Origin of the sequence: Nocardioides caricicola, from assembly GCF_039541135.1 — a bacterium.
Taxonomy (GTDB): domain Bacteria; phylum Actinomycetota; class Actinomycetes; order Propionibacteriales; family Nocardioidaceae; genus Nocardioides; species Nocardioides caricicola.
In genome coordinates, this window is record NZ_BAABFQ010000007.1 from 517,682 (window position 1) to 537,151 (window position 19,470).

Annotated in this window: 25 protein-coding genes and 1 tRNA gene; 10 read left to right on the top strand and 16 right to left on the bottom strand. The window is 71.9% G+C overall.

The window, feature by feature from the left end:
• Positions 1 to 24: 24 nt before the first annotated feature.
• The 6 genes from sepX to ABD875_RS16610 all read right to left on the bottom strand — a co-directional run bounded on the left by sepX (position 25) and on the right by ABD875_RS16610 (position 5,048).
• A complete protein-coding gene (gene sepX / locus ABD875_RS16585; protein ID WP_345180137.1) occupies positions 25 to 846 on the bottom strand; it encodes a divisome protein SepX/GlpR in 822 nt (273 codons plus the stop codon).
• Between the two features lie 61 nt (positions 847 to 907).
• Positions 908 to 1,507 carry a GNAT family N-acetyltransferase gene (locus ABD875_RS16590; RefSeq protein ID WP_345180140.1) on the bottom strand — a complete coding sequence of 200 codons (600 nt, stop codon included), beginning with the start codon at positions 1,505 to 1,507 and terminating at the stop codon, positions 908 to 910.
• Entirely contained in the window at positions 1,504 to 1,980 is a 477-nt protein-coding gene (locus ABD875_RS16595) for a MogA/MoaB family molybdenum cofactor biosynthesis protein (protein ID WP_345180143.1), read from the bottom strand. The genes ABD875_RS16590 and ABD875_RS16595 overlap by 4 nt, the downstream gene beginning before the upstream one ends.
• A complete protein-coding gene (moaC, locus tag ABD875_RS16600) occupies positions 1,977 to 2,447 on the bottom strand; it encodes a cyclic pyranopterin monophosphate synthase MoaC (RefSeq protein ID WP_345180146.1) in 471 nt (156 codons plus the stop codon). Before moaC ends, ABD875_RS16595 begins: the two co-directional genes overlap by 4 nt.
• Positions 2,447 to 3,676: a molybdotransferase-like divisome protein Glp gene (glp, locus tag ABD875_RS16605; RefSeq protein ID WP_345180148.1), complete on the bottom strand. Its 1,230-nt coding sequence runs from the start codon at positions 3,674 to 3,676 to the stop codon at positions 2,447 to 2,449. Before glp ends, moaC begins: the two co-directional genes overlap by 1 nt.
• Complete coding sequence (locus ABD875_RS16610) at positions 3,669 to 5,048, bottom strand: UTP--glucose-1-phosphate uridylyltransferase (RefSeq protein WP_345180152.1); 1,380 nt, start codon at positions 5,046 to 5,048, stop codon at positions 3,669 to 3,671. The genes glp and ABD875_RS16610 overlap by 8 nt, the downstream gene beginning before the upstream one ends.
• Positions 5,049 to 5,071: 23 nt before the next feature.
• Here ABD875_RS16610 and ABD875_RS16615 point away from each other — a divergent pair, with 23 nt between their 5' ends.
• Genes ABD875_RS16615 through ABD875_RS16630 form a run of 4 tightly spaced genes read left to right on the top strand, consistent with a single transcriptional unit; the run spans position 5,072 to position 7,058 of the window.
• The gene (locus ABD875_RS16615) at positions 5,072 to 5,665 is read left to right on the top strand and encodes a 5-formyltetrahydrofolate cyclo-ligase (RefSeq protein WP_345180154.1); all 594 of its coding nucleotides are present in this window, start codon (positions 5,072 to 5,074) and stop codon (positions 5,663 to 5,665) included.
• A gap of 41 nt (positions 5,666 to 5,706) precedes the next feature.
• A complete protein-coding gene (locus ABD875_RS16620; protein WP_345180156.1) occupies positions 5,707 to 6,003 on the top strand; it encodes an FmdB family zinc ribbon protein in 297 nt (98 codons plus the stop codon).
• Between the two features lie 50 nt (positions 6,004 to 6,053).
• Positions 6,054 to 6,677, top strand: coding sequence for an SAF domain-containing protein (locus ABD875_RS16625; protein WP_345180159.1), 624 nt, complete (start codon positions 6,054 to 6,056; stop codon positions 6,675 to 6,677).
• Positions 6,678 to 6,686: 9 nt separating this feature from the next.
• Positions 6,687 to 7,058, top strand: coding sequence for an MscL family protein (locus ABD875_RS16630; protein ID WP_345180161.1), 372 nt, complete (start codon positions 6,687 to 6,689; stop codon positions 7,056 to 7,058).
• On the opposite strand, the gene ABD875_RS16635 is transcribed toward ABD875_RS16630, so the two are convergent.
• Complete coding sequence (locus ABD875_RS16635; RefSeq protein WP_345180163.1) at positions 7,055 to 7,228, bottom strand: hypothetical protein; 174 nt, start codon at positions 7,226 to 7,228, stop codon at positions 7,055 to 7,057. The genes ABD875_RS16630 and ABD875_RS16635 overlap by 4 nt on opposite strands.
• On the bottom strand, positions 7,225 to 8,397 hold the full coding sequence (locus tag ABD875_RS16640; RefSeq protein ID WP_345180166.1) for an LCP family protein: 1,173 nt from the start codon (positions 8,395 to 8,397) through the stop codon (positions 7,225 to 7,227). The genes ABD875_RS16635 and ABD875_RS16640 overlap by 4 nt, the downstream gene beginning before the upstream one ends.
• 237 nt (positions 8,398 to 8,634) lie before the next feature.
• Between ABD875_RS16640 and ABD875_RS16645 the strand changes: the two genes are divergently transcribed.
• Positions 8,635 to 8,707, top strand: a tRNA-Arg gene (locus ABD875_RS16645).
• 16 nt (positions 8,708 to 8,723) lie between these two features.
• On the opposite strand, the gene ABD875_RS16650 is transcribed toward ABD875_RS16645, so the two are convergent.
• Entirely contained in the window at positions 8,724 to 9,869 is a 1,146-nt protein-coding gene (locus tag ABD875_RS16650; protein ID WP_345180168.1) for a saccharopine dehydrogenase family protein, read from the bottom strand.
• Between the two features lie 53 nt (positions 9,870 to 9,922).
• On the opposite strand from ABD875_RS16650, the gene ABD875_RS16655 reads away from it, so the two are divergent.
• Positions 9,923 to 10,192 (top strand): DUF2277 domain-containing protein, encoded by a 270-nt coding sequence (locus tag ABD875_RS16655; RefSeq protein WP_345180170.1) that lies wholly within the window; start codon positions 9,923 to 9,925, stop codon positions 10,190 to 10,192.
• A 7-nt stretch (positions 10,193 to 10,199) separates the two neighbouring features.
• Complete coding sequence (locus tag ABD875_RS16660; RefSeq protein WP_345180174.1) at positions 10,200 to 11,021, top strand: NAD-dependent protein deacetylase; 822 nt, start codon at positions 10,200 to 10,202, stop codon at positions 11,019 to 11,021.
• Here the strand turns inward: ABD875_RS16660 and ABD875_RS16665 are convergent.
• Together ABD875_RS16665 and ABD875_RS16670 are read right to left on the bottom strand one after the other, a co-directional pair.
• Positions 10,991 to 11,344 carry a hypothetical protein gene (locus tag ABD875_RS16665; protein WP_345180177.1) on the bottom strand — a complete coding sequence of 118 codons (354 nt, stop codon included), beginning with the start codon at positions 11,342 to 11,344 and terminating at the stop codon, positions 10,991 to 10,993. The two genes, ABD875_RS16660 and ABD875_RS16665, sit on opposite strands and share 31 nt — an antisense overlap.
• 184 nt (positions 11,345 to 11,528) lie before the next feature.
• A complete protein-coding gene (locus ABD875_RS16670; protein WP_345180180.1) occupies positions 11,529 to 12,215 on the bottom strand; it encodes an iron-dependent transcriptional repressor DtxR in 687 nt (228 codons plus the stop codon).
• A gap of 125 nt (positions 12,216 to 12,340) precedes the next feature.
• On the opposite strand from ABD875_RS16670, the gene ABD875_RS16675 reads away from it, so the two are divergent.
• Genes ABD875_RS16675 through ABD875_RS16685 form a run of 3 tightly spaced genes read left to right on the top strand, consistent with a single transcriptional unit; the run spans position 12,341 to position 15,686 of the window.
• Positions 12,341 to 13,351 carry a hypothetical protein gene (locus ABD875_RS16675; protein WP_345180183.1) on the top strand — a complete coding sequence of 337 codons (1,011 nt, stop codon included), beginning with the start codon at positions 12,341 to 12,343 and terminating at the stop codon, positions 13,349 to 13,351.
• Positions 13,344 to 14,048, top strand: coding sequence for a hypothetical protein (locus tag ABD875_RS16680; protein WP_345180187.1), 705 nt, complete (start codon positions 13,344 to 13,346; stop codon positions 14,046 to 14,048). The genes ABD875_RS16675 and ABD875_RS16680 overlap by 8 nt, the downstream gene beginning before the upstream one ends.
• Before the next feature lie 30 nt (positions 14,049 to 14,078).
• Positions 14,079 to 15,686 carry a glycoside hydrolase family 13 protein gene (locus ABD875_RS16685; protein ID WP_345180190.1) on the top strand — a complete coding sequence of 536 codons (1,608 nt, stop codon included), beginning with the start codon at positions 14,079 to 14,081 and terminating at the stop codon, positions 15,684 to 15,686.
• Here the strand turns inward: ABD875_RS16685 and ABD875_RS16690 are convergent.
• The 5 genes from ABD875_RS16690 to ABD875_RS16710 form a co-directional block, all read right to left on the bottom strand.
• Complete coding sequence (locus tag ABD875_RS16690; protein WP_345180192.1) at positions 15,683 to 16,141, bottom strand: MarR family winged helix-turn-helix transcriptional regulator; 459 nt, start codon at positions 16,139 to 16,141, stop codon at positions 15,683 to 15,685. The genes ABD875_RS16685 and ABD875_RS16690 overlap by 4 nt on opposite strands.
• A 2-nt stretch (positions 16,142 to 16,143) precedes the next feature.
• Positions 16,144 to 17,736 carry an MDR family MFS transporter gene (locus ABD875_RS16695; protein WP_345180193.1) on the bottom strand — a complete coding sequence of 531 codons (1,593 nt, stop codon included), beginning with the start codon at positions 17,734 to 17,736 and terminating at the stop codon, positions 16,144 to 16,146.
• Between the two features lie 108 nt (positions 17,737 to 17,844).
• Positions 17,845 to 18,081 carry a carbon storage regulator CsrA gene (csrA, locus tag ABD875_RS16700; protein WP_345180195.1) on the bottom strand — a complete coding sequence of 79 codons (237 nt, stop codon included), beginning with the start codon at positions 18,079 to 18,081 and terminating at the stop codon, positions 17,845 to 17,847.
• 17 nt (positions 18,082 to 18,098) lie between these two features.
• The gene (fliW, locus tag ABD875_RS16705; RefSeq protein WP_345180197.1) at positions 18,099 to 18,503 is read right to left on the bottom strand and encodes a flagellar assembly protein FliW; all 405 of its coding nucleotides are present in this window, start codon (positions 18,501 to 18,503) and stop codon (positions 18,099 to 18,101) included.
• Between the two features lie 56 nt (positions 18,504 to 18,559).
• A complete protein-coding gene (locus ABD875_RS16710; protein WP_345180200.1) occupies positions 18,560 to 19,468 on the bottom strand; it encodes a flagellin N-terminal helical domain-containing protein in 909 nt (302 codons plus the stop codon).
• Positions 19,469 to 19,470 lie beyond the last annotated feature (2 nt).

Sequence of the window (19,470 nt, forward strand, 5' to 3'; positions counted from 1 at the left end):
GCCGACACCGAATCGACCCCGGCGTCAGGAACCGGTCGCCCGGTCGCCGGCCTCGCGCGACTGGCGCGCGGCCCGGTCGGCCTTGTCGGCCTCGTCCGCCTCGCGCGCGATCTGCGCGTCGGCGTCGGTGCGGCCCGACGTCCACACGCCGGTGTCGTCGAACGCGATCGTGCGCACGGTGCGGGTGGCGGCAGGCTTGGTGACGTACGTCGGGAGCGTGACCGGCACCGGGTCCCACAGCGTGGGGTCGACGATCGCGGCCATGCCGGCCGACGTGTCGGCCATCGGGTCGATCTCGTCAGTCTCGGTCTCGGCCGACGCGGTGGTCGCGACCTCGGTGGCCGGCTCGGTCTCCTCCTCGGCGGGCACGAACGGCAGCCGGGCGGCGGGGGCCAGGGCCTTGCGCTCGCCCTTCACCATGATCCGGCAGGCCACCAGCCACGCGGCCAGGACACCGACCGGGATCGCGACGTACCACCAGGAGATGACGCCGAAGGCCGCGACGGCGGTGACCGCCAGGGTCGCGACGAGGATCAGTCCGAGGACGTTGCGGCGACGCTTGGTGGCGCGCTTGGCGGCGGCCCGGCGGGCGGCCGGGCTGGGCGCGGGTGCGGGTGCGGCCTCGATCGGCGCGGCCTCCACGGTCACGGCCGGCTGTCCGGGCGTGACCAGCTGGGAGGTGCGGCTGTCCACGGGCTCGCGGCGGGCGAGCACGCGCATCGTGTGCGAGAACCGGTCCACCGAACGGCTGCGGACGTCGTCCTCGTGGTGACGGAGCGCCTTCGGGACGAGGTAGACGGCCCACGCCACAGCGAGGGCGACGAAGATCAGTGCGCTCAGGTCCACGAGTCAGAGGTTATGAGCGATACCTCAGGTCCCCGCGGATGTCCACAGGTGTGTCGCAAATTCACTCGTGTGACTCATGGGACGAGAGCCGCGCGAGCAGCCCGTCCGGGCACTCCTCCCGGGTGATCGCGTAGATCCGGTGGTCGCGCCACGCGCCGTCGATGTGCAGGAACTTCGGCGCGTACCCGACCTCGCGGAGCGAGAGCTTCTCGACCACCCGCAGCGAGTTGGAGTTCTCGGGCCGGATCGCGACCTCGATCCGGTGCAGCCCCGCGGTCGTGAAGCAGTGGTCGATCACCATGGCGACGGCGCGCGGCATCACCCCGCGCCCGGCGAACTCCTGTCCCAGCCAGTAGCCCACCGACGCGAACTGCGCCGAGCCGCGCACGATGTTGTTGACGGTCACCTGTCCGGCGAACCGGCCGTCGACCTCGACGGCGAAGGGGTACGTCGTCCCCGCGCGCGCCTGGGAGTGCAGCCGCCAGACCAGTCCGCGGAACGACGAGGGCCGGGCGTTCGACCCCGGCGGCGCGGTCGCGTCCCACGGCCGCAGCCACGACGCGTTCGCGCGCCGGAGCTCACGCCAGGCGCGGGCGTCGGAGTAGGTCAGCGGGCGGAGGGTGACCTCGTCCGCGGAGAGCCACGCCGGCCATCCGCTCAATGGTCGCTCCCCACGACCTGCTCCACGGCGTGCACGAGCACCGGCCGCAGCACCTCGAGCCCGTCCTTCACCCCACCGCTCGAGCCGGGCAGGTTCACCACCAGGCACTGCCCGATGACGCCGGCGACGCCGCGCGAGAGCATCGCCGTCGGCACGCCCTTGCTCACGCCGTACGCCCGGATCGCCTCGGCGATGCCCGGCACCTCGAAGTCGAGCAGCGTCCGCGTGACCTCAGCGGTGCGGTCGGTCGGGGTCAGGCCGGTGCCGCCGGTCGTGAGCACGACCCGCGCGCCGCCGTTCGCGGCCGCGGCGATCGCTGCCCCCACCGGCTCACCGTCGGGCACGACGACCGGGTCGCTCACCGCGAACCCCAGCTCGGTCAGGAGCTCCACGATCAGCGGCCCGGTGGTGTCCTCGTAGACCCCGGCGGCCGCGCGGTTGGACGCGACCACGACCTCAGCCCGCAGGCTCATCGCGACCAGTCCCCCGACTTGCCGCCGGTCTTGGTCTCGACCCGCACGTCGGTGATCACCGCGCCCTTGTCGACGGCCTTGACCATGTCGACGACCGTCAGGGCGGCCACCGAGACCGCGGTCAGCGCCTCCATCTCGACACCGGTGCGGTCAGTGGTCTTCACCGTCGCCCGGATCTCGACGGCGTCGTCGGTGACCGCGAGGTCGACCGTGACACCGGAGACGGCGAGCGGATGGCAGAGCGGGATCAGCGCCGGTGTCTGCTTGGCGCCCATGATCCCGGCGATCCGCGCGACCGCGAGCGCGTCGCCCTTCGGCACGCCCTCGCCGCGCAGCAGCGCGACCACCTCCGCCGACACCAGCACCCGGCCGGAGGCCGTGGCGGTCCGGGCCGTCACGTCCTTGCCGGACACGTCGACCATCCGAGCAGCACCCGTCTCGTCGACGTGCGTGAGTCGCTCGGACATCAGAACTCCTCGTCGAGCCTCAGGACCTGGACCTGCTCGCCGGCGGCGACCGAGGTGACGTCCTCGGGCACGACCACGAGCGCGTCGGACGATGCCAGATCCCCGATCAGGTGGGAACCGTGTCCACCCACCGGCGTCACCACGCCGTCGGCGTACTCCGCCCGCACCAGCTGCCGCCGGCCCGGCGGCGACGAGATCGCGTGGGTCAGCGTGGCCTCCACGGTCGGCCGGGCGTACGGCGTGCGTCCCATCAGCTTGCGCAGCGCCGGGAGCACGAACATCTGGAACGAGATGTACGACGACACCGGGTTGCCCGGCAGCGTGAAGATCGGCGTCCGGTCCTCCCCGACGTGGCCGAAGCCCTGCGGCTTGCCCGGCTGCATCGCGACCGGTCCGAACCACACGGTCCCGAGGGGCGCGAGCGCCTCCTTGACGACGTCGAAGTCGCCCTGGGAGACACCGCCGCTGGTGACGACGACGTCGGCGCGGACCAGCTGGTCGTGGACCGCGTCGAGGAACGCCTGCGGCTGGTCGGGCACGATCCCGACCCGGTACGCGATCGCGCCGGCGGCGCGGGCGGCGGCCGCGAGCAGGTAGGAGTTGCCGTCGTAGATCGAGTCGTGACCGAGCTCGGTGCCGGCGTCGCGCAGCTCGGAGCCGGTCGAGATCACCACGACCCGCGGCCGCGGCCGCGTCAGCACGCTGGCCCGCCCGACCGAGGCGAGCAGGCCGAGGTGGCGCGGGCCGAGCACGGTGCCCTCCGAGATCAGCATGTCGCCGACCGCGACGTCCTCGCCGGCGGGCCGCACGTGCTGCCCGGGCTTCGGCGCCTGCTCGATGCGCACCTGTGCGGTGCCCCGGTCGGTCCACTCGTACGGCACCACGCTGTCGGCGCCGGCCGGCACGGGAGCTCCGGTCATGATCTTGGCGGCCGTGCCCGGCGCGAGCGCGAGCAGCCGGGCCTGGCCGGCCCCGATCTCGCCGACCACCGGCAGGTGCACGGGGGCGTCGGTGGAGGCGGTGACGACGTCGGCGTGCCGGACGGCGTACCCGTCCATGGCGGAGTTGTCGAAGGACGGCAGGCTGACGCCGGCGACGACGTCCTCGGCCACCGCGAGGCCGAGCGCGTCCATCAGCGGCTGCTGGAACGCCGGGAGCGGCTCGAAGGCCGCGAGGATCCTGGCGAGGTAGTCGTCGACCGAGGTGACGGAGGTCCCCGGGTCAGCCATCGGTGAGGACGGTGTCGGCGGCGACCCGGTTCGCAGAGCTCGCCTTCAGCGTCACGTCGCCGACCACCTGCACGCCGCGGCCGAACGTCCAGTCACCCTCGACCTTCAGCGCGGCCGCCTTCTTCATCGACGGCGCACCCTCGGGGAAGCGCCGGTCGAACTCGCCCACGAGCTGGTAGTAGTCGCGGTCGAGGTCGACGAACGGCAGGTCGGCGGCGACCTGGTCGAGCACGAAGTCGCTGCCGATGTCGTAGACGTCCGAGCGCAGCACCAGCAGATCGTTGGTCGTCTTGACCGGCACGAACCGGTCGCGGCCGACCTCGATCAGTCGCGAGCCCTCGAAGACCTCCACGGCCGCACCCATCGCGGACTCGATCTGGATGACCTTCGGCGTCGACGGGTCGCCGGGGTCGAGCGTCTTCTCGTTGCGGATCAGCGGCAGCCCGAGCACGCCGTCACGCGCGTCGAGCACGTCACGCATGGCGACCAGGTCGAACCACAGGTTGTTGGTCGAGCAGTACTTGTGCCGGTCGAGGTCGGCCAGCGCGGCCTGGTCCTCCGGCAGCGTCTGCGCGGTCTCGCGGAGCACGATCCGGCCGTCGTTCTTGCGGCGCGCGAAGTGGCCGCCCTTGCGGTCCGACGGCGTACGCCGCACCGCCTCGATCGCGAACGGCGCGCCGCTGGTCGCGAACCAGCCGGCGACCCGGGCGTCCGGGACCGCGCCGAGGTTGTCGGAGTTGGACACGAACACACGCTGGTAGCCGGCCTCGATCAGCTGGTCCAGCAGTCCGGTGCCGCGCAGCGCGGTGTAGAGGTCACCGTGCCCGGGCGGACACCACTCGAGGTCGGGGTCCTTGGGCCAGCTCGCCGGCGAGAGGTCCTTGGCGAGGAGCTTGGGCTCCTTGTTCTGCAGGAACTCCAGCGGCAGCCCCTCGACCTGCAGGTCCTCGTAGCGCGCCAGCGCCGCCATCGTGTCCGCGGAGGTGCGGAAGCTGTTCATGAAGATCATCGGGAGCGGGGCGTCGTACTTCTCCCGCAGGTGCAGCACCTGCCGGGCGATGATGTCGAGGAACGACAGCCCGCGGCGCACGCACAGCAGCGACTTCGCGCGGTCCATGCCCATCGACGTGCCGAGCCCGCCGTTCAGCTTGATCACGGCGGTGGTCCGGATCGCCGCAGCGGCGTCCTCGTCGGACACCTCGACCGACGCGAGGGACTCCATGTCCACGGGGTCGATCGACGACTCCGGGATCATGCCCGTCTCACCGTGCTCGAGGAGTCGGTAGTAGTGGGCGAAGGTCTCGATCGCGACCTCGTCCACCCCAGCGTCACGCATCTTGTCGCGTGCCCTGTTCAAGCCAGCGCTACCCATGTTCACGATCGTAGGCTTCCCGCGTGAGCGCCACGCAATCACCCGCCAAGATCGCGATGCGGGACCAGCTGCTCGCGGCCCGCCGGCACCGCCCGCTCGCCGAGATCTCGGAGGCCGCGCGCGACCTCGCGGGCCACCTGCTGGAGGCGCCGGTGGTACGCCGGGCGGCGACCGTGGCGGCGTACGTCTCGGTCGGGAACGAGCCCGGCACCGCTCCCCTGCTCGACGGCCTCCGCGCGGCGGGCAAGCGGGTGATCCTCCCGGTGCTGCTCCCCGACAACGACCTGGACTGGGCGGTCTACCGCTCCGAGGCCGACCTCGCGCCGGCCTCGCGCGGCCTGCTCGAGCCCTCGGGCGAACGGCTCGGCCCCGGAGCGATCGCGACCGCCGACGTCGTCGTCGTCCCGGGCCTGGCGGTCTCGAGCGCCGGCACACGCCTGGGCCGCGGCGGCGGCTCCTACGACCGGGCGCTCGGGCGGGTGCCGGTCGGCACGTTCACCTGCGTGCTGCTGTACGACGGCGAGGTCGGCGTCGACGTGCCCGTCGAGCCGCACGACCGGCCGGTGGCCTGCGCGGCGACGCCATCGGGCCTGGTCCTCCTCGGTCGTCGGCTATGATTGGCACTCGTCCGGGTCGAGTGCCAACGAGGGAACTACCAGTGCCGACTTACCAGTACGCCTGCACCGAGTGCGGCCACGCCTTCGAGCAGGTCCAGAGCTTCAGCGACGACGCGCTCACCAGCTGCCCCGAGTGCCAGGGCCGGCTGCGCAAGCTGTTCAACGCCGTCGGGGTCGTCTTCAAGGGCTCCGGCTTCTACCGCACCGACAGCCGCGGCTCGTCGACCGCGTCGGAGTCGGCGAGCACCACGAAGACCGAGACCAAGACCGAGACGAAGTCCGAGTCGAAGTCGGAGTCGAAGCCGGCCGCGACGGCGAGCTCCGGCTCCGCGGACTGACCCTGTGGAGGACCGGCTCGCGCCGAGCCGAACTCTCCTAGCGTCGAGGCATGCGTGAGCGCCTCACCTCGATCATCCGTCCGGTACGCCGGGCGGTCCTCGCGCGCCGTCGGCTGCTCGCCGCGGCGCTGACGGCGGTCGCGGTGCTGGCCGGGCTGCAGGCCGTCGCCGCACCGGCACCCCCGCACGTGTCGGTCCCGGTCGCCGCGCGGGACCTGCCGGCCGGCACGGTGCTGGCGCCGGGCGACCTCACGACGGTCGCCTTCGCCCCCGAGTCGGTCCCGGCCGGCCTGGCCGACGACACGGCCGGGCGCACCCTCGCCGCGCCGCTGCGGGCCGGCGAACCCGTCACCGACGTACGCCTGGTCGGGCCGGCGCTGACCGAGGGCTACCCCGGCCTCGCGGCGGTCCCGGTGCGGCTGCCCGACGCCGCGATGGCGGGCCTGCTGAGCGTGGGTGACCGGATCGACCTGGTCTCCGCCGACCCCCAGGGTGGCGGCGCGGAGGTCGTCGCGACCGATGTGCCCGTCCTCGCGATCCCGGACGCCGAGCCCGAGGTCGGGGCGTCCGGCCTCACCGGACGGCTCGTGGTCGTCGGCGCCGCACCGACCGAGGTCGCGGCGATCGCCGATGCGTCGGTACGGACCTTCGTCACGATCGCGTTCGGGGGCTAGCGTCACTGCATGACCGGATTCAAGAACTTCATCCTCCGCGGCAACGTCGTCGAGCTCGCCGTCGCGTTGATCATGGCGCTGGCGTTCACCGCCGTCGTCCAGGCCACCGTCGACCTGCTCATGGACCTGATCGGCAAGGCCGGGGGCACCCCGAACTTCTCGGCGTACAACTATCGGGGCATCGGGATCGGTGACTGGCTCACTGCGGTGGTGGCCTTCGTGATCATGGCCGCCGTCGTCTACTTCGTCATCGTGGCGCCGTACACAAAGGCGAAGGAGCGCTACTTCCCGAGCCCCGAGCCGGGCACGCCCGAGGACGTGAAGCTGCTCCAGGAGATCCGCGACCTGCTCGCCGCCCAGCAGGGCCGGCCGACGCCCTAGCTGCCGTGGTGCGGGGGCACCTGCTCCCGCAGCCACCGGTCGGAGGCCGACTCGCGCGCGGGCGCGTCGTCGTCGCGCTCGTCGCGGGTCGTCTCCGGCAGGGCGTCACCGAACACCTCGGCCAGCCGCTTGCGCCGCTGCCAGTCGGTCTCGGGCGTGCCGTCGCTCATGTGCAGAGCCCGGCGTCCTCGAGGGCCTGCGCGTCGGCCTCGTTCTTCGGTCCGGACGACGAGCCCGAGCCGGGCAGGTCACCGGCGCTGATGACGTCCTCGCTGAGCTTCTTGGTCAGCGGTTCGTCGTTCGCGATCTTGTCCCAGACGTCCGTCGCCTGCGGCTCGGACCAGACGAGCCGGTTCGGGTCGTTGGGGTCGGGGATGTTCGGGATGGTGATGAACTGGATCTTGTTCAGCCCGATGTCCTTGAACTGGATCCCGAGGTCGGCGATCTTCACGATGTTCTTGAGGCCGGGGTCGACGGTCAGCGAGTCGGTGGCGGCGTCGAGGAACCGGATCAGCCGGTCCGGCCGGGCGAGCGTGCCGGCGGAGACGACCGAGTGCGTCATCGAGGCGATGAACGCCTGCTGCCGCTTCATCCGCCCGGTGTCCGAGCCGTTGCCGACGGTGTAGCGCGCCCGCACGTAGTTGAGCGCCTCGAAGCCCTTGAGCTTGCGGGTCCCCGCCTCGATGTTGATGCCATGGGCGGGGTCGGTGATCGGCTCGGGGATGCACATCTCGACGCCGCCGACGGCGTCGACCATGTCCTGGAAGCCCTCGAAGTCCACGACCACGAAGTGGTCGAGCCGGACGCCGGTGAGCTGCTCGAACTGCTGCATCGTGCACGCGGGGCCGCCGAGGGCGAACGCCTCGTTCCACATCGTGTAGTCCGCGCCCGGGATCGCGTCGCCGTCCTCGGTGCGGCACTCCGGCCGGTCGACCATCGAGTCACGCGGGATGCTGATGCCGTACGCGCGCTGCCGGTCGGCCGAGACGTGCAGCAGGATCGTCGTGTCCGACCGGGCGCCGCCGCCGGTCAGGTTGTCGATGTTGCAGCCGTCGCAGTCGCGGTTGTCCGAGCCCATGACCAGGACGTTCAGCGGCTCCTTCGGGCCCTCCACCACGACCTTGTCGGGCCGGTTGGACATCTGCGCCGAGGGGTCGTAGACGTTGATGTTGTTGTTGAGGTGGCGGTAGAGCCAGATGGTGCCGAGTCCGGTGACCATCGCGAGCACGAGTACGGTGATCAGGAGGACCCTGCCGACGGTGTGCCGCTTGCGCACCTTGCCCCGGCGTTTGGGCGCGGTGGAGTCCGGCTGGACGCTCTCAGGCGCAGCGTCGGACATCGACACACCTCGGGGGATCGGGTCGGGGACGTGGGCGAGCGTAGGGCTCGATCCTTAAGTGTCCCTGTGAGCCGATGGTTGAGACAAAACGTCAGCGCTCCGAGCCGCCTCGACCTGTGACTCAGGCCACGACCTCCGAGGTCTCGACGGCAGCAACCAGGCCGGTCGCCTACCCCCATCTCACTGGCGCTGTGATTCGCGGACCGGACGCGCGTGGCACACTGTGCGCCGTCACCTGCCCCAGTAGCTCAGTGGATAGAGCAGCCGCCTCCTAAGCGAAAGGTCGCCAGTTCGACTCTGGCCTGGGGCACCCAGCGCTCCCCCGCTCAGCGCACCTCGAAGCGAAGCCCGGCGGCCTGCAGCCGGGTCAGCAGGTTCTCCCCCATCGCCTGCGCCGTGGTCACCTGGCCGGCCGTAGCCGGGTTGTCGTCGAGGGCGAGGCAGAGCGCGGACTCGGCCAGCATCTTCGCGGTCTCGTCGTACCCCGGGTCGCCGCCGCTGACCCGGGTCCGGACGGTCCGGCCGTCGCCCTCGGCGACGAAGTCGACCGTGAACCACGACCGCGCGCGGCGGGCCTCGTCCGGGCCGTCGCCCTGCTTGACCCGGCTCAGCGCGAGGCGGCGCAGCGGGGGCACCTGGGCGGTCACGAACATCCCGCCGACCAGGCCGGTGGCGCCGACGGCCGAGGTGAGGCGCTTCATCCCGGCGTAGTGGGAGTAGCGGAAGTCCGAGCCGTACGACGCGAGCGCGGCGCCGCTGCGGGCGACGACCATCGGGTCGATCGTGGGGAGCGGCAGCAGCCAGTAGCCGAGGTCGGGGTCCCGGTGCGGCTTGCCGGCGACCGCCCGCGACGTCCGCCCCTCGGGCCGGGGCTCGGCGGCGCGGCGCTCCCGGTGGACGGCGCTCGATCGGCGGGCTCCGGCGAACGCCCCCATGGCCGAGTGGAACGTGCCGCCGGAGAACATCGCGGCCGCGCGGACCACCCCGCGCACCCGCACCGGCCCGGACGCCGCGAGCTGCTGGACGGCGTGCATCGCCCCGAGGTCGTGCGGGATCGAGTCGAAGCCGCAGGCGTGCACGATCCGCGCCCCGGTGCGCTCGGCGGTCTCGTGGTGGGCGAGGTACATCAGGTCGACGAACTCCGGCTCGCCGGTCAGGTCGACGTAGTCGGTGCCGGCCGCGGCGCACGCCGCCACCAGCGGTTCGCCGTGCAGCAGGTACGGCCCGACGGTCGTGATCACGACCCGGGTCGCGGCAGCGACCTCGGCCAGCGAGGCCGGGTCGGTGGAGTCCGCGTGCAGCAGGGGTACGTCGACGCCGATCCGCTCGCGGACCGCCTCGAGCTTCGCCCTGTTGCGGCCGGCCAGCGCCCAGCGCAGCCCGTCCGGCGCGTGCCGGGCGAGGTACTCGGCGGTCAGGGCACCGGTGAAGCCGGTGGCACCGAGCAGGACGACGTCGTACTCACGAGACATGCGAGCCACTCTGGCAGGTCCCTGGGGACGGCTCTGCGACGTAGGCTCGTGGCATGTGCCGCAACATCCGCCCGCTCAACAACTTCGAGCCGCCGGCCACGCGTGACGAGGTGACCGCCGCCGCCCTCCAGTACGTCCGCAAGGTCAGCGGGACGACCAAGCCGTCGCAGGCCAACCAGGCGGCCTTCGACCAGGCGGTCCGCGAGATCGCACACCTCACCCAGCACCTGCTGGACGACCTGGTGACGACCGCCCCGCCCAAGAACCGTGAGGTCGAGGCGGCCAAGGCCCGTGCGCGGGCCGAGCTGCGGTACGCCCGGTGATGGCTGAGTGAGGGAGGCGCTCGACCTGCTGCGGGACCGCCCGCTGGTGGTCCTCACCGGCGCGGGCCTGTCCACGGACTCGGGCATCCCCGACTACCGCGGTCCGGGCTCGCCGGCACGGATGCCGATGACCTACCAGGAGTTCGTCTCCGGCCCGGACGCGCGGCAGCGCTACTGGGCCCGCAGCCACCTCGGTTGGGGCCGGATGCGCCGGGCGGACCCGAACGCCGGGCACCACGCTCTCGTCCGCGTGCACCCCGACCTGCTGATCACGCAGAACGTCGACGGCCTGCACGAGCGCGCCGGCAGCCCGCGGCTGGTGGCGCTGCACGGCCGGATCGCGGACGTCATCTGCCTGGGCTGCCGCGCGACGTCGCCGCGGCAGGCCCTCCAGCAGCGGCTCACCGAGCTCAACCCGGGCTTCGCCGAGCGTCATGCCGCCGTCGAGGTCCGCCCCGACGGCGACGTCGAGCTCGACGAGACGGCCGGGTTCGTGGTGCCGGACTGCCGGGAGTGCGGCGGGATCCTGAAGCCGGACGTCGTGTTCTTCGGCGAGAACGTGCCGGCCCCACGCGTGGAGCGCTGCTACGCGGCGGTCGACGCCCTGGCCGAGCGCGGCGGGGCGCTCCTGGTGGCCGGGTCCAGCCTGACGGTGATGTCGGGCTTCCGGTTCGTGCGCCGGGCCGCGAAGGCCGGGACCCCGGTGGTGATCGTCAACCGGGGCGCGACGCGAGGCGACGAGCTGGCGACGTACACGGTGGACGCCGGGTGCAGCGAGTTCCTCGGGCTACTGGCCGATCAGCAGACGGCGCCGATGCCGAGCCGGTAGAGCTCGGGCTTGTGGGCGAGCTGGCCGAGCAGGTCGACGAGCTCGTGCATCGCGAGGTCGTGGATCTTGGGGTCGAGGCCCGCGATCCGCTCCTCAGCGAGCTCCTTGGGCAGCCGGGCGCCGACCTGGAGGGTGTAGATGGTGTCCTCGGGCTCGAAGCCGATGTCGAGCACCTGCGCGGCGTACATGTCGCCCTGCGCGGACTTCAGTACGACGGACTCACCGTGGTCGAGGCCGCGACGGAGCGCCGTGCGTCCGTGCGGGATGACCAGCATGTGGTCGCCGGTCACTCGGACCGGGCCCGTGAGCTCCATCAGTTCCATGTGAATCTCCCTGTGACGGCCGTCCCTGGCCAAGGAAACGCCGTCTCTTCTGACCGCGTACCGCCAACTTAGTGCCCGGATCTGCACCCGTTAACCACAAAATGCCCACGAGAAGTCCACAGATGCGTCAAATCTTGGTGACCCGACTCACATCCTACGCGCTGAACGTCGAAAGGCCCACAGATCAGAGCCGCCGGACGAAGATGTGGTCGGCCGCCTCGGGCACGATCTCGGCCGTCTCACCACCTGAACCGACCAGCACGCCGTCGTCGGTGGCCAGCACCGTGATGGTCTTGTCGGGCAGCGCTCCGACGCGCCGCAGGGCGCTCATCAGGACCTCGTCCTTCTGCATCTCCTCCGAGATGCGGCGGACCAGCACCCGGCCCTCCTCGCGCGCGGCGACCTTGGACAGCGGCTCGACGCCCTCCATGAACTCCTCGCCGAGCTCGGTCTGGCCGAGCTCGTCCAGCCCCGGGATCGGGTTGCCGTACGGCGACTCCGTGGGGTGCCCGAGCAGGTCCAGCAGACGGCGCTCCACGGTCTCCGACATGACGTGCTCCCAGCGGCACGCCTCCTCGTGGACCAGCTCCCACTCGAGGCCGATCACGTCGGTGAGCAACCGCTCCGCGAGCCGGTGCTTGCGCATCACCCGGGTCGCGAGCCGCATCCCCTCGTCGGTGAGCTCGAGGTGCCGGTCGCCCTCGACGGTGAGCAGCCCGTCGCGCTCCATGCGGGCGACGGTCTGCGACACCGTCGGTCCGCTCTGGTGCAGCCGCTCGGCGATCCGGGCGCGCAGCGGGACGATGTCCTCCTCGACCAGCTCGTAGATCGTGCGGAGGTACATCTCGGTGGTGTCGATCAGGTCGCTCACGCCGGACATTCTGTCCCATCGCGCCAGCACGCCGGGCCGATGGGCGCAGCGGGCACCGACTTTGGTCGCACAGCGCGCGACCCGGGGCCGATCCGCTCGCCGGGCGCGGTCCCTAGCGTCGGAGCGTGCGCACCGCCTGGCTGCCCGCCCTGGGGCTCTTCATCCTGGCCCCGGTGTGCGCGGAGTACCTCTGGGGCTACGACGAGAGCACCGGGCACCCGGCCACGCTGATCGGCAACCTGATCATCTTCTCGCCCTTGTACGGCGCACCGGCGCTGCTGATCCGTGAGCTGGCCCGGCGCCGCGGTCTCGGGTGGCCGGGCATCCTGCTGCTGGCCGCCGCGTGCGGCGTCGTCCAGGCCGCGATCGTCGACCAGTCGATGTGGTCCACCGACTACCGCGACATCCCCTACTGGCAGGAGATGGCGGCGCCGACGTACGTGGCGCCGATCGGGCTGAGCCTCTACCTCGCCCTCCTGTTCGTCGGCGGCCACATGGTCCTCAGCTTCGGCTCCCCGATCGCCCTGGTGGAGACGCTGACCCGCCGGCGGCGTCGCTCTCCCTGGCTCGGGCGCCGCATGCTCTGGGTGGTGGTGGTCCTGTACCTCGCGGCGTGTGCGCTGGTCATGAAGGGCTCCTACGACGCCGGTGAGGCGACCGCGACCTGGGGCCAGCTGGCGGCCTCCACGGCAGCGGCCGGCGCGCTGGTCATCGCCGCCTTCGTCGTCGGACGGCGACCGGCGCTGATCGTGCCGGGCTCGGTGCCCCGGCCGATGGCGGTCTGGGCCGCGGCGCTCCTGGCGACGGGTGCCTGGGTCGCGCTCCCGCCGACGCGGACCGGCACCACGCTGGCTGCGCTGCTCGCGCTCGCGGCCGTGGTCCTCGTCTGGCGCTGGTCGCACCGCGGGGACTGGGGCCAGGCGCACGTCCTCGCACTCGCCAGCGGGGTGGTCGTCGCCGCCGGCTGCACCGCGTTCCTCACGACGCCCATCGGGGAGGTCAGCGACGCCGAGAAGTACGGCCACAACGTCGTCCTGCTCGCGCTGATGGTCGGACTGAGCGCCTGGGGTGCCCGGCGAGCGCGCCCGGGGTTCGACCTGAGCCCTCCGACGTGCCACCGTCAGGACCGTGCCTGACCTCCTCGTGCCTCACCGCTTCTGCGGCCCGCCCTCGTCGGGGAACGGCGGCTGGACCGCCGGCGCTCTCGCCGCCCTGACCGGGGCCGATCCCGCGCTCGGCGTCACGGTCTCGCTGCTCGCGCCACCGCCGCTGGACGTCGAGATGGACGTCGAGGTCGTGGGCACGACCGCGGTCGCGACGTACGGCGGCGCACCGGTCGCCCGCGCCGAGCCGGCCCCGAGCAGGGCGCCGGAGGTGGAGATCGACCCGGTCCCGGCCGACGAGGCCCGCGCGGCGCAGGCGTCGTACGCCGGGCTCCGCGCGCACCCCTTCCCGACCTGCTACTCGTGCGGGACCGACCGGGCCGACGGGTTGCGGATCTTCCCCGGGCAGGTCGCGTCCCAGGCCGGCCGGGCCCGGGTCGCGGCGACCTGGACCCCTGCCGAGAGCGACCTCGCGACCACCTGGGCCGCGCTGGACTGCGTGGGCGGCTGGGCCGGCGACCTCGAGGAGCGGCTGATGGTGCTCGCCCGGATGACCGCGTGGGTCGAGGAGCTCCCGGAGGTCGGCGCCGAGCACGTCGTGCTCGGGCTCGGCGGCGCGGTGGACGGGCGCAAGACCCACACGTCGTCGGCGCTGGTCGGTCCGGACGGCCGCGTCGTCGGTCGCGCCGAGCACCTCTGGGTGGCCGTCGACCCGGCCCGGTTCGCTTGACAACCGGGTTCGCCTGACAAAATGGAGAGCATGACTTTGAACGATCAAATGTCGGTGTCGGGCCAGGAGTGGTGGCGGCACGCGGTCACGTACCAGATCTACCCGCGCAGCTTCGCGGACGCGAACGGCGACGGCGTCGGCGACATGGCCGGCATCACCTCGCGGCTGCCGTACCTGCGCGACCTCGGCGTGGACGCGATCTGGATCTCGCCGTTCTACACGTCGCCGCAGAAGGACCACGGCTACGACGTCGCCGACTACTGCGACGTCGACCCGCTGTTCGGCACGCTCGCCGACGCCGACGCGATGATCGAGCGCGCGCACGAGCTCGGCCTCAAGGTCATCGTCGACCTGGTGCCCAACCACACCTCGTCCGAGCACGTGTGGTTCCAGCAGGCGCTGGCGGCCGGCCCCGGCAGCCCCGAGCGCGAGCGCTACATCTTCCGCGACGCGAAGCCGGACGGCTCCCTGCCGAACAACTGGATGTCGGTCTTCGGCGGTCCGGCCTGGACGCAGGCGCCCGACGGGCAGTACTACCTCCATCTCTTCGACTCGAGCCAGCCCGACCTCAACTGGCGCAACCCCGAGGTCGGCGACATGTTCGTCGACGTGCTGCGCTTCTGGCTCGACCGCGGCGCGGACGGCTTCCGCGTCGACGTCGCGCACGGCCTCTTCAAGGAGGAGAGCCTGCGTGACCAGGACGTCGAGGAGGGCAAGACCCCGAGCAGCGACGGCCGCGACGCGGCCGACGTCCCGATGGTCGAGCGCACCGTGCGGGACGAGCCGATGTGGGACCAGCCCGAGGTGCACGACGTCTACCGGCGCTGGCACGACGTCCTCGCCAAGTACGACGGCGACCGGATGATGGTCGCCGAGGCGTGGACGCAGACCCCGGAGTCGATGGCGGCGTACATCCGCGACGACGAGTTCAGCCAGGCCTTCAACTTCGCGTGGCTGCTCGCGAACTGGTCCGCCGCGGAGTTCACCGAGGTGATCACCGGCACCATGGACGCCGTCGGCCTGGTCGGCGGCTCCCCCACGTGGGTGCTGAGCAACCACGACGTCGTCCGGCACATGACGCGGTACGGCGGCGGCGAGGTCGGTCTCGCCCGCGCCCGCGCGGCGACCATGACGATGCTGGCGCTTCCCGGCTCCGCCTACGTCTACCAGGGCGAGGAGCTCGGGCTGCCCGAGGTCGAGGTGGCACCGGAGTTCCGGCAGGACCCGTTCTTCATCCGCACCGGCGAGGGTGGCCGCGACGGCTGCCGGGTGCCGATCCCGTGGAGCGGCACGGCCGCGCCGTACGGGTTCGGCCCGGGCGACGGGCAGCCGTGGCTCCCCCAGCCCGCCGACTGGGCGCACCTCACCGCCGAGGCCGAGGCCGGTGACCCCGAGTCGACGCTCGAGTTCTACCGGGCCGCGCTGGCGGTGCGCCGTACGTTCGCGACGACCGCCGGCGACGACGTCGAGGTGCTCTCGCTCGGCGACGACGTGGTCGCGTTCCGCCGCGGTCCGATCACCGCGCTGCTGAACTGCGGGACCACGCCGGTGGACCTGCCGGCCGGCGAGGTGGCGATGGCGAGCGGACCGGTCGACGGCACGCTCGCGCCCGACACCGCCGTCTGGTTGCGGAGCTAGACCTCGAGGGCGTGGTTGTAGCGCCCGAGGAGACTCACCAACGACGCGAGGTCGGCCTCGGACCAGTCGCCGAGGCGCTCGTCGAGGGTCCGGCGGCGCTCGTCTCGCATCCGCGCGAGACGAGCGACCGCCCCGTCGCTGGCGGCCAGCAGCATCGCCCGGCCGTCGTCGGGGTCCGCGGAACGGCTGAGCAGCCCGAGCTCCTCGAGGTGCTGCGCCTGCCGGCTGATCGCGCCCTTGTCGATGCCGAGCTGCTCGGCGACCGTGGAGCCGCGCTGCGGCCCGTTGTTCGCCAGCCAGGCCAGCAGCAGGTACGACGCGATCTGCAGGTCGGGGTGCACCTCGCGGGCCTGCTGCCGGATCACCCGGCGGATCCGGCGCACCAGCACCGTGAACTCACCGTCGAGGCCGGCGAGCAGGTCCGCCCGCGTGGCGGGCCCGGTCGTGGACGCCATCCTCACACGCTAGCGGGTGCGGGCTCGGCGCCGGCGGAGACGACCGGAGCGCTGTTCGACGTCCGCAGCGGGACCTCGCGGATCAGCGCCACGCAGACCAGGGCGACGACCGCGAACGGCACCGCGATGAGGAACAGCTCGCCGAAGGCCATGCCGAAGGCGTGCTCGAACACCACCCGCATCGGCTCGGGCAGCGAGCTCATGTCCGGCACGGAGTGGCTCTCCTGGCCGCTCGCGTCGATCCCGATGGCCGCCAGCCCGGACGTGACCTTCTCGGCGACCGAGTAGCTGAGCACCGCGCCGAGCGCGGAGATGCCGATCGAGCCACCCATCGAGCGGAAGAACGCGACCACCGCGCTGGCCGAGCCGATGTCGGACATCGAGACGTTGTTCTGCACGGCGAGCACGAGGTTCTGCATCGTTGCGCCCAGGCCGAGGCCGAGGACCAGCATGAAACCGCCGATCGCGACCAGGCTCGTGGTGTCGTCGATGGTGCTGAGCAGGGCGAGGCCGATGACCACGAAGGCCATGCCGCCGACCAGGAACCGCTTCCACCGGCCGGTGGCGGTGATCATCCTGCCGGTGACGATGCTCGACACGAACAGCCCGCCGACCATCGCGATCGACATCAGGCCGGCCTCCGTCGGCGTCATGCCCCGAGCGATCTGGAAGTACTGGCTGAGGTAGACCGTGGAGCCGAACATCGCCACGCCGATCATCACCGAGGCGATGGTCGCCAGCGCGATCGTGCGGTCCTTGAAGAAGCGGATCGGGATGATCGGGTCGACCGCGACCTTCGCCTCGACGTACACCGCCGCGACGAGCAGGAGCACGCCGAGCGCCACCAGCGCGGCGGTCGCCGTCGAGGCCCAGTCGAACTGGTTGCCGGCGAGGGAGACCCACACGAGCAGGGTGGAGACGCCGCCGGTGATCAGCGTGGCGCCCAGGTAGTCGATGTTCACGGGCCGCTTGATGACCGGCAGGTGCAGGGTCTTCTGGAGCAGGAAGAACGCGACCACCGCGAACGGCAGGCCGATGAAGAAGCAGCCGCGCCAGCCGAGGGCGGAGTCGACCACGACGCCGCCGATGAGCGGGCCGCCGACCGTCGCCATCGCGAAGACGGCGCCCATGTAGCCGGAGTAGCGACCGCGCTCGCGCGGGGACACCATGGTCGCGATCACGACCTGCACCAGCGCGGTCAGGCCGCCGACGCCGAGGCCCTGGACGACCCGGGCCCCGATCAGCACCTCCATGCTCGGCGCGAACGCGGCGAGGACCGAGCCCACGATGTAGATGACCAGCGCCAGCTGGACCAGCATCTTCTTGCTGAACAGGTCGGAGAGCTTGCCCCAGATCGGCGTGCTCACCGTCATCGCCAGCATCGTCGCGACGACGACCCAGGTGTAGCCGGTCTGGCTGCCCTTCAGGTCGCTGACGATCACCGGCAGCGCGTTCGACACGACGGTGCTGGACAGCATGGCGACGAACATCGCGAGCAGCAGGCCGCTGAGGGCCTCCAGGATCTCGCGGTGCGACATCGGCACGTCGGCGGCCGGCGCACCGGCGGGCGCTGCGGAGGTGGGGGGCTGGGGCACGGTGACTCTCTTCACGAACGACTATAAGGTTGTCAATGACAACTATATTCCCGAAAGAAGGCGCCCGTCTCGCGACGGGCGCCCGGGTGGTGCGGAGCGGGGGTGGCCCTACTCCTTGTCGCGGCCCAGCGCCTTGGAGAGCTCCGCGACGACGTCCTCGCTCGGGGACGCCGACTGCCGGTTGCTCTCCTCGAGCTGGGCGAGCAGCTCGGCGCGGTGGACCTTCAGCGAACGTGGGGCATCGATACCGATGCGGACGACGTCGCCACGCACTTCGAGCACCGTGACGGTGATGTCCTCACCGAGCACGACACTCTCTCCGGCACGGCGACTCAGAACCAGCATGCGCCCACGTTACCCACTCATGCGATGAGAGGTGCGGCGACGGGCAGGCCCGGACGGTCCAAGATCACCTGAGCGGCGCGTCGCGTGACCGTGTTCACAAGGACCGGAGCCGCCAGGTTGGCGGTCGTCTCGGCCAGCGAACGGCCCGCGTTGAGCACGACGAGCAGGAGGACGTCCTCCACCTCGACGATGCCGAGCTCCGAGGCGACCTCGTCGTCGACCTCCGGCTCGTAGTCGGGGAAGAACGGCGCCGGGGGCGCCACGAGGAAGCGCAGGTCGGGCTGCTCGAGCGAGGTCAGGCTGGAGAGCCGGCCGGCGTCGTCGAGCTGGACCAGGGCGAACTTGTGGAGGTCGGGGAACCCGGGCATCGGGTGCACGAGCTCGATCACGGGCAGCTCGGAGTCGGTCTCGGTCACAGTCACGGTGTCTCCATCGGGTCGGGACGTCCGGGACTCCCCGGTGAGGGTCGTGGTCATCATCATCGCAGGAAGTCCAACAGGCTGGGCTGCATGACCTTGGCGGTGGCGCCCAGGGCGGCCTGGTACGCCACGGTCTGCAGCTGGAGGTCGACGGTCGCCTTCACCATGTCGGTGTTCTCGATCTCCGAGAGCGACGACTTGAGACGCAGGGCGGCGTCGGACGCCGCCGTGAGCGAGTACTCGACGCGGTTGGTGCGCGCGCCGATCTCGGCCTGGGAGTTGATGATGTTCTTGCCGTCGAGGTCGAGGGCGTCGGCCGCGGCGGTCACCCCGGCGGCGTCGCCGCTGCGCAGGGCGGTCGCGAGCGCCGCGAGGTGGTCGAACACCGAGTCGCCGTCGGGGCCGAACGCGTCCGGGCCCTCCATGTCGACGCGCACGACCGCACCGTCGCCGACGGTGCGCAGCACGCCCTGGGTCGCGGTGGCCGTCGGCGCGTACGTGATCACGCCCGCGCCGTCCTTCTCGTAGGCGACCTTGCCGGACGTGACGCCACCGAAGACCGGGCGGTCGAGGTACGTCGCGTTCGCGGTGGCCATCAGGCCGTCGCGGATCTGGTCGATCTCGGCGGCGAGCGCGTCGCGCGACGGCTGACCCACGGCGCCGCTGGTCGCCTGACCGGCGAGCTCGCGGGCCCGGCGTACCTGGTCGGTGGCGTCGGCCAGGCTCGCGTCGAGCTGGTTCAACCAGCCCATCGCGTCCTCGCCGTTGCGGGTGAACTGCTCCTGGGCCGCGACCGAGGTGCGGATCCGCATCGCGGAGGTCGCCCCGGTCGGGTCGTCGGACGGTCGGTTGATGATCCGGCCCGTGGCGAGCTGCTCCTGCACCTTCGCGAGCCGGTTGAGGCCGATCTGCATGCCACCCATGGCCTGGTGGCTCATCATCGTCTGCGTCATGCGCACGGTGGGCATGC

Excerpts from the sequence above, each read along its gene's own strand:
- ABD875_RS16710 (WP_345180200.1), bottom strand. The coding sequence starts at position 19,468 with ATGCCCACCGTGCGCATGACGCAGACGATGATGAGCCACCAGGCCATG.
- ABD875_RS16595 (WP_345180143.1), bottom strand. The coding sequence starts at position 1,980 with ATGAGCCTGCGGGCTGAGGTCGTGGTCGCGTCCAACCGCGCGGCCGCC.
- ABD875_RS16640 (WP_345180166.1), bottom strand. The coding sequence starts at position 8,397 with ATGTCCGACGCTGCGCCTGAGAGCGTCCAGCCGGACTCCACCGCGCCC.
- moaC (WP_345180146.1), bottom strand. The coding sequence starts at position 2,447 with ATGTCCGAGCGACTCACGCACGTCGACGAGACGGGTGCTGCTCGGATG.
- ABD875_RS16685 (WP_345180190.1), top strand. The coding sequence starts at position 14,079 with ATGACTTTGAACGATCAAATGTCGGTGTCGGGCCAGGAGTGGTGGCGG.
- ABD875_RS16635 (WP_345180163.1), bottom strand. The coding sequence starts at position 7,228 with ATGAGCGACGGCACGCCCGAGACCGACTGGCAGCGGCGCAAGCGGCTG.
- ABD875_RS16610 (WP_345180152.1), bottom strand. The coding sequence starts at position 5,048 with ATGGGTAGCGCTGGCTTGAACAGGGCACGCGACAAGATGCGTGACGCT.
- ABD875_RS16625 (WP_345180159.1), top strand. The coding sequence starts at position 6,054 with ATGCGTGAGCGCCTCACCTCGATCATCCGTCCGGTACGCCGGGCGGTC.
- ABD875_RS16690 (WP_345180192.1), bottom strand. The coding sequence starts at position 16,141 with ATGGCGTCCACGACCGGGCCCGCCACGCGGGCGGACCTGCTCGCCGGC.
- ABD875_RS16665 (WP_345180177.1), bottom strand. The coding sequence starts at position 11,344 with ATGGAACTGATGGAGCTCACGGGCCCGGTCCGAGTGACCGGCGACCAC.
- glp (WP_345180148.1), bottom strand. The coding sequence starts at position 3,676 with ATGGCTGACCCGGGGACCTCCGTCACCTCGGTCGACGACTACCTCGCC.
- ABD875_RS16630 (WP_345180161.1), top strand. The coding sequence starts at position 6,687 with ATGACCGGATTCAAGAACTTCATCCTCCGCGGCAACGTCGTCGAGCTC.
- csrA (WP_345180195.1), bottom strand. The coding sequence starts at position 18,081 with ATGCTGGTTCTGAGTCGCCGTGCCGGAGAGAGTGTCGTGCTCGGTGAG.
- ABD875_RS16655 (WP_345180170.1), top strand. The coding sequence starts at position 9,923 with ATGTGCCGCAACATCCGCCCGCTCAACAACTTCGAGCCGCCGGCCACG.
- ABD875_RS16650 (WP_345180168.1), bottom strand. The coding sequence starts at position 9,869 with ATGTCTCGTGAGTACGACGTCGTCCTGCTCGGTGCCACCGGCTTCACC.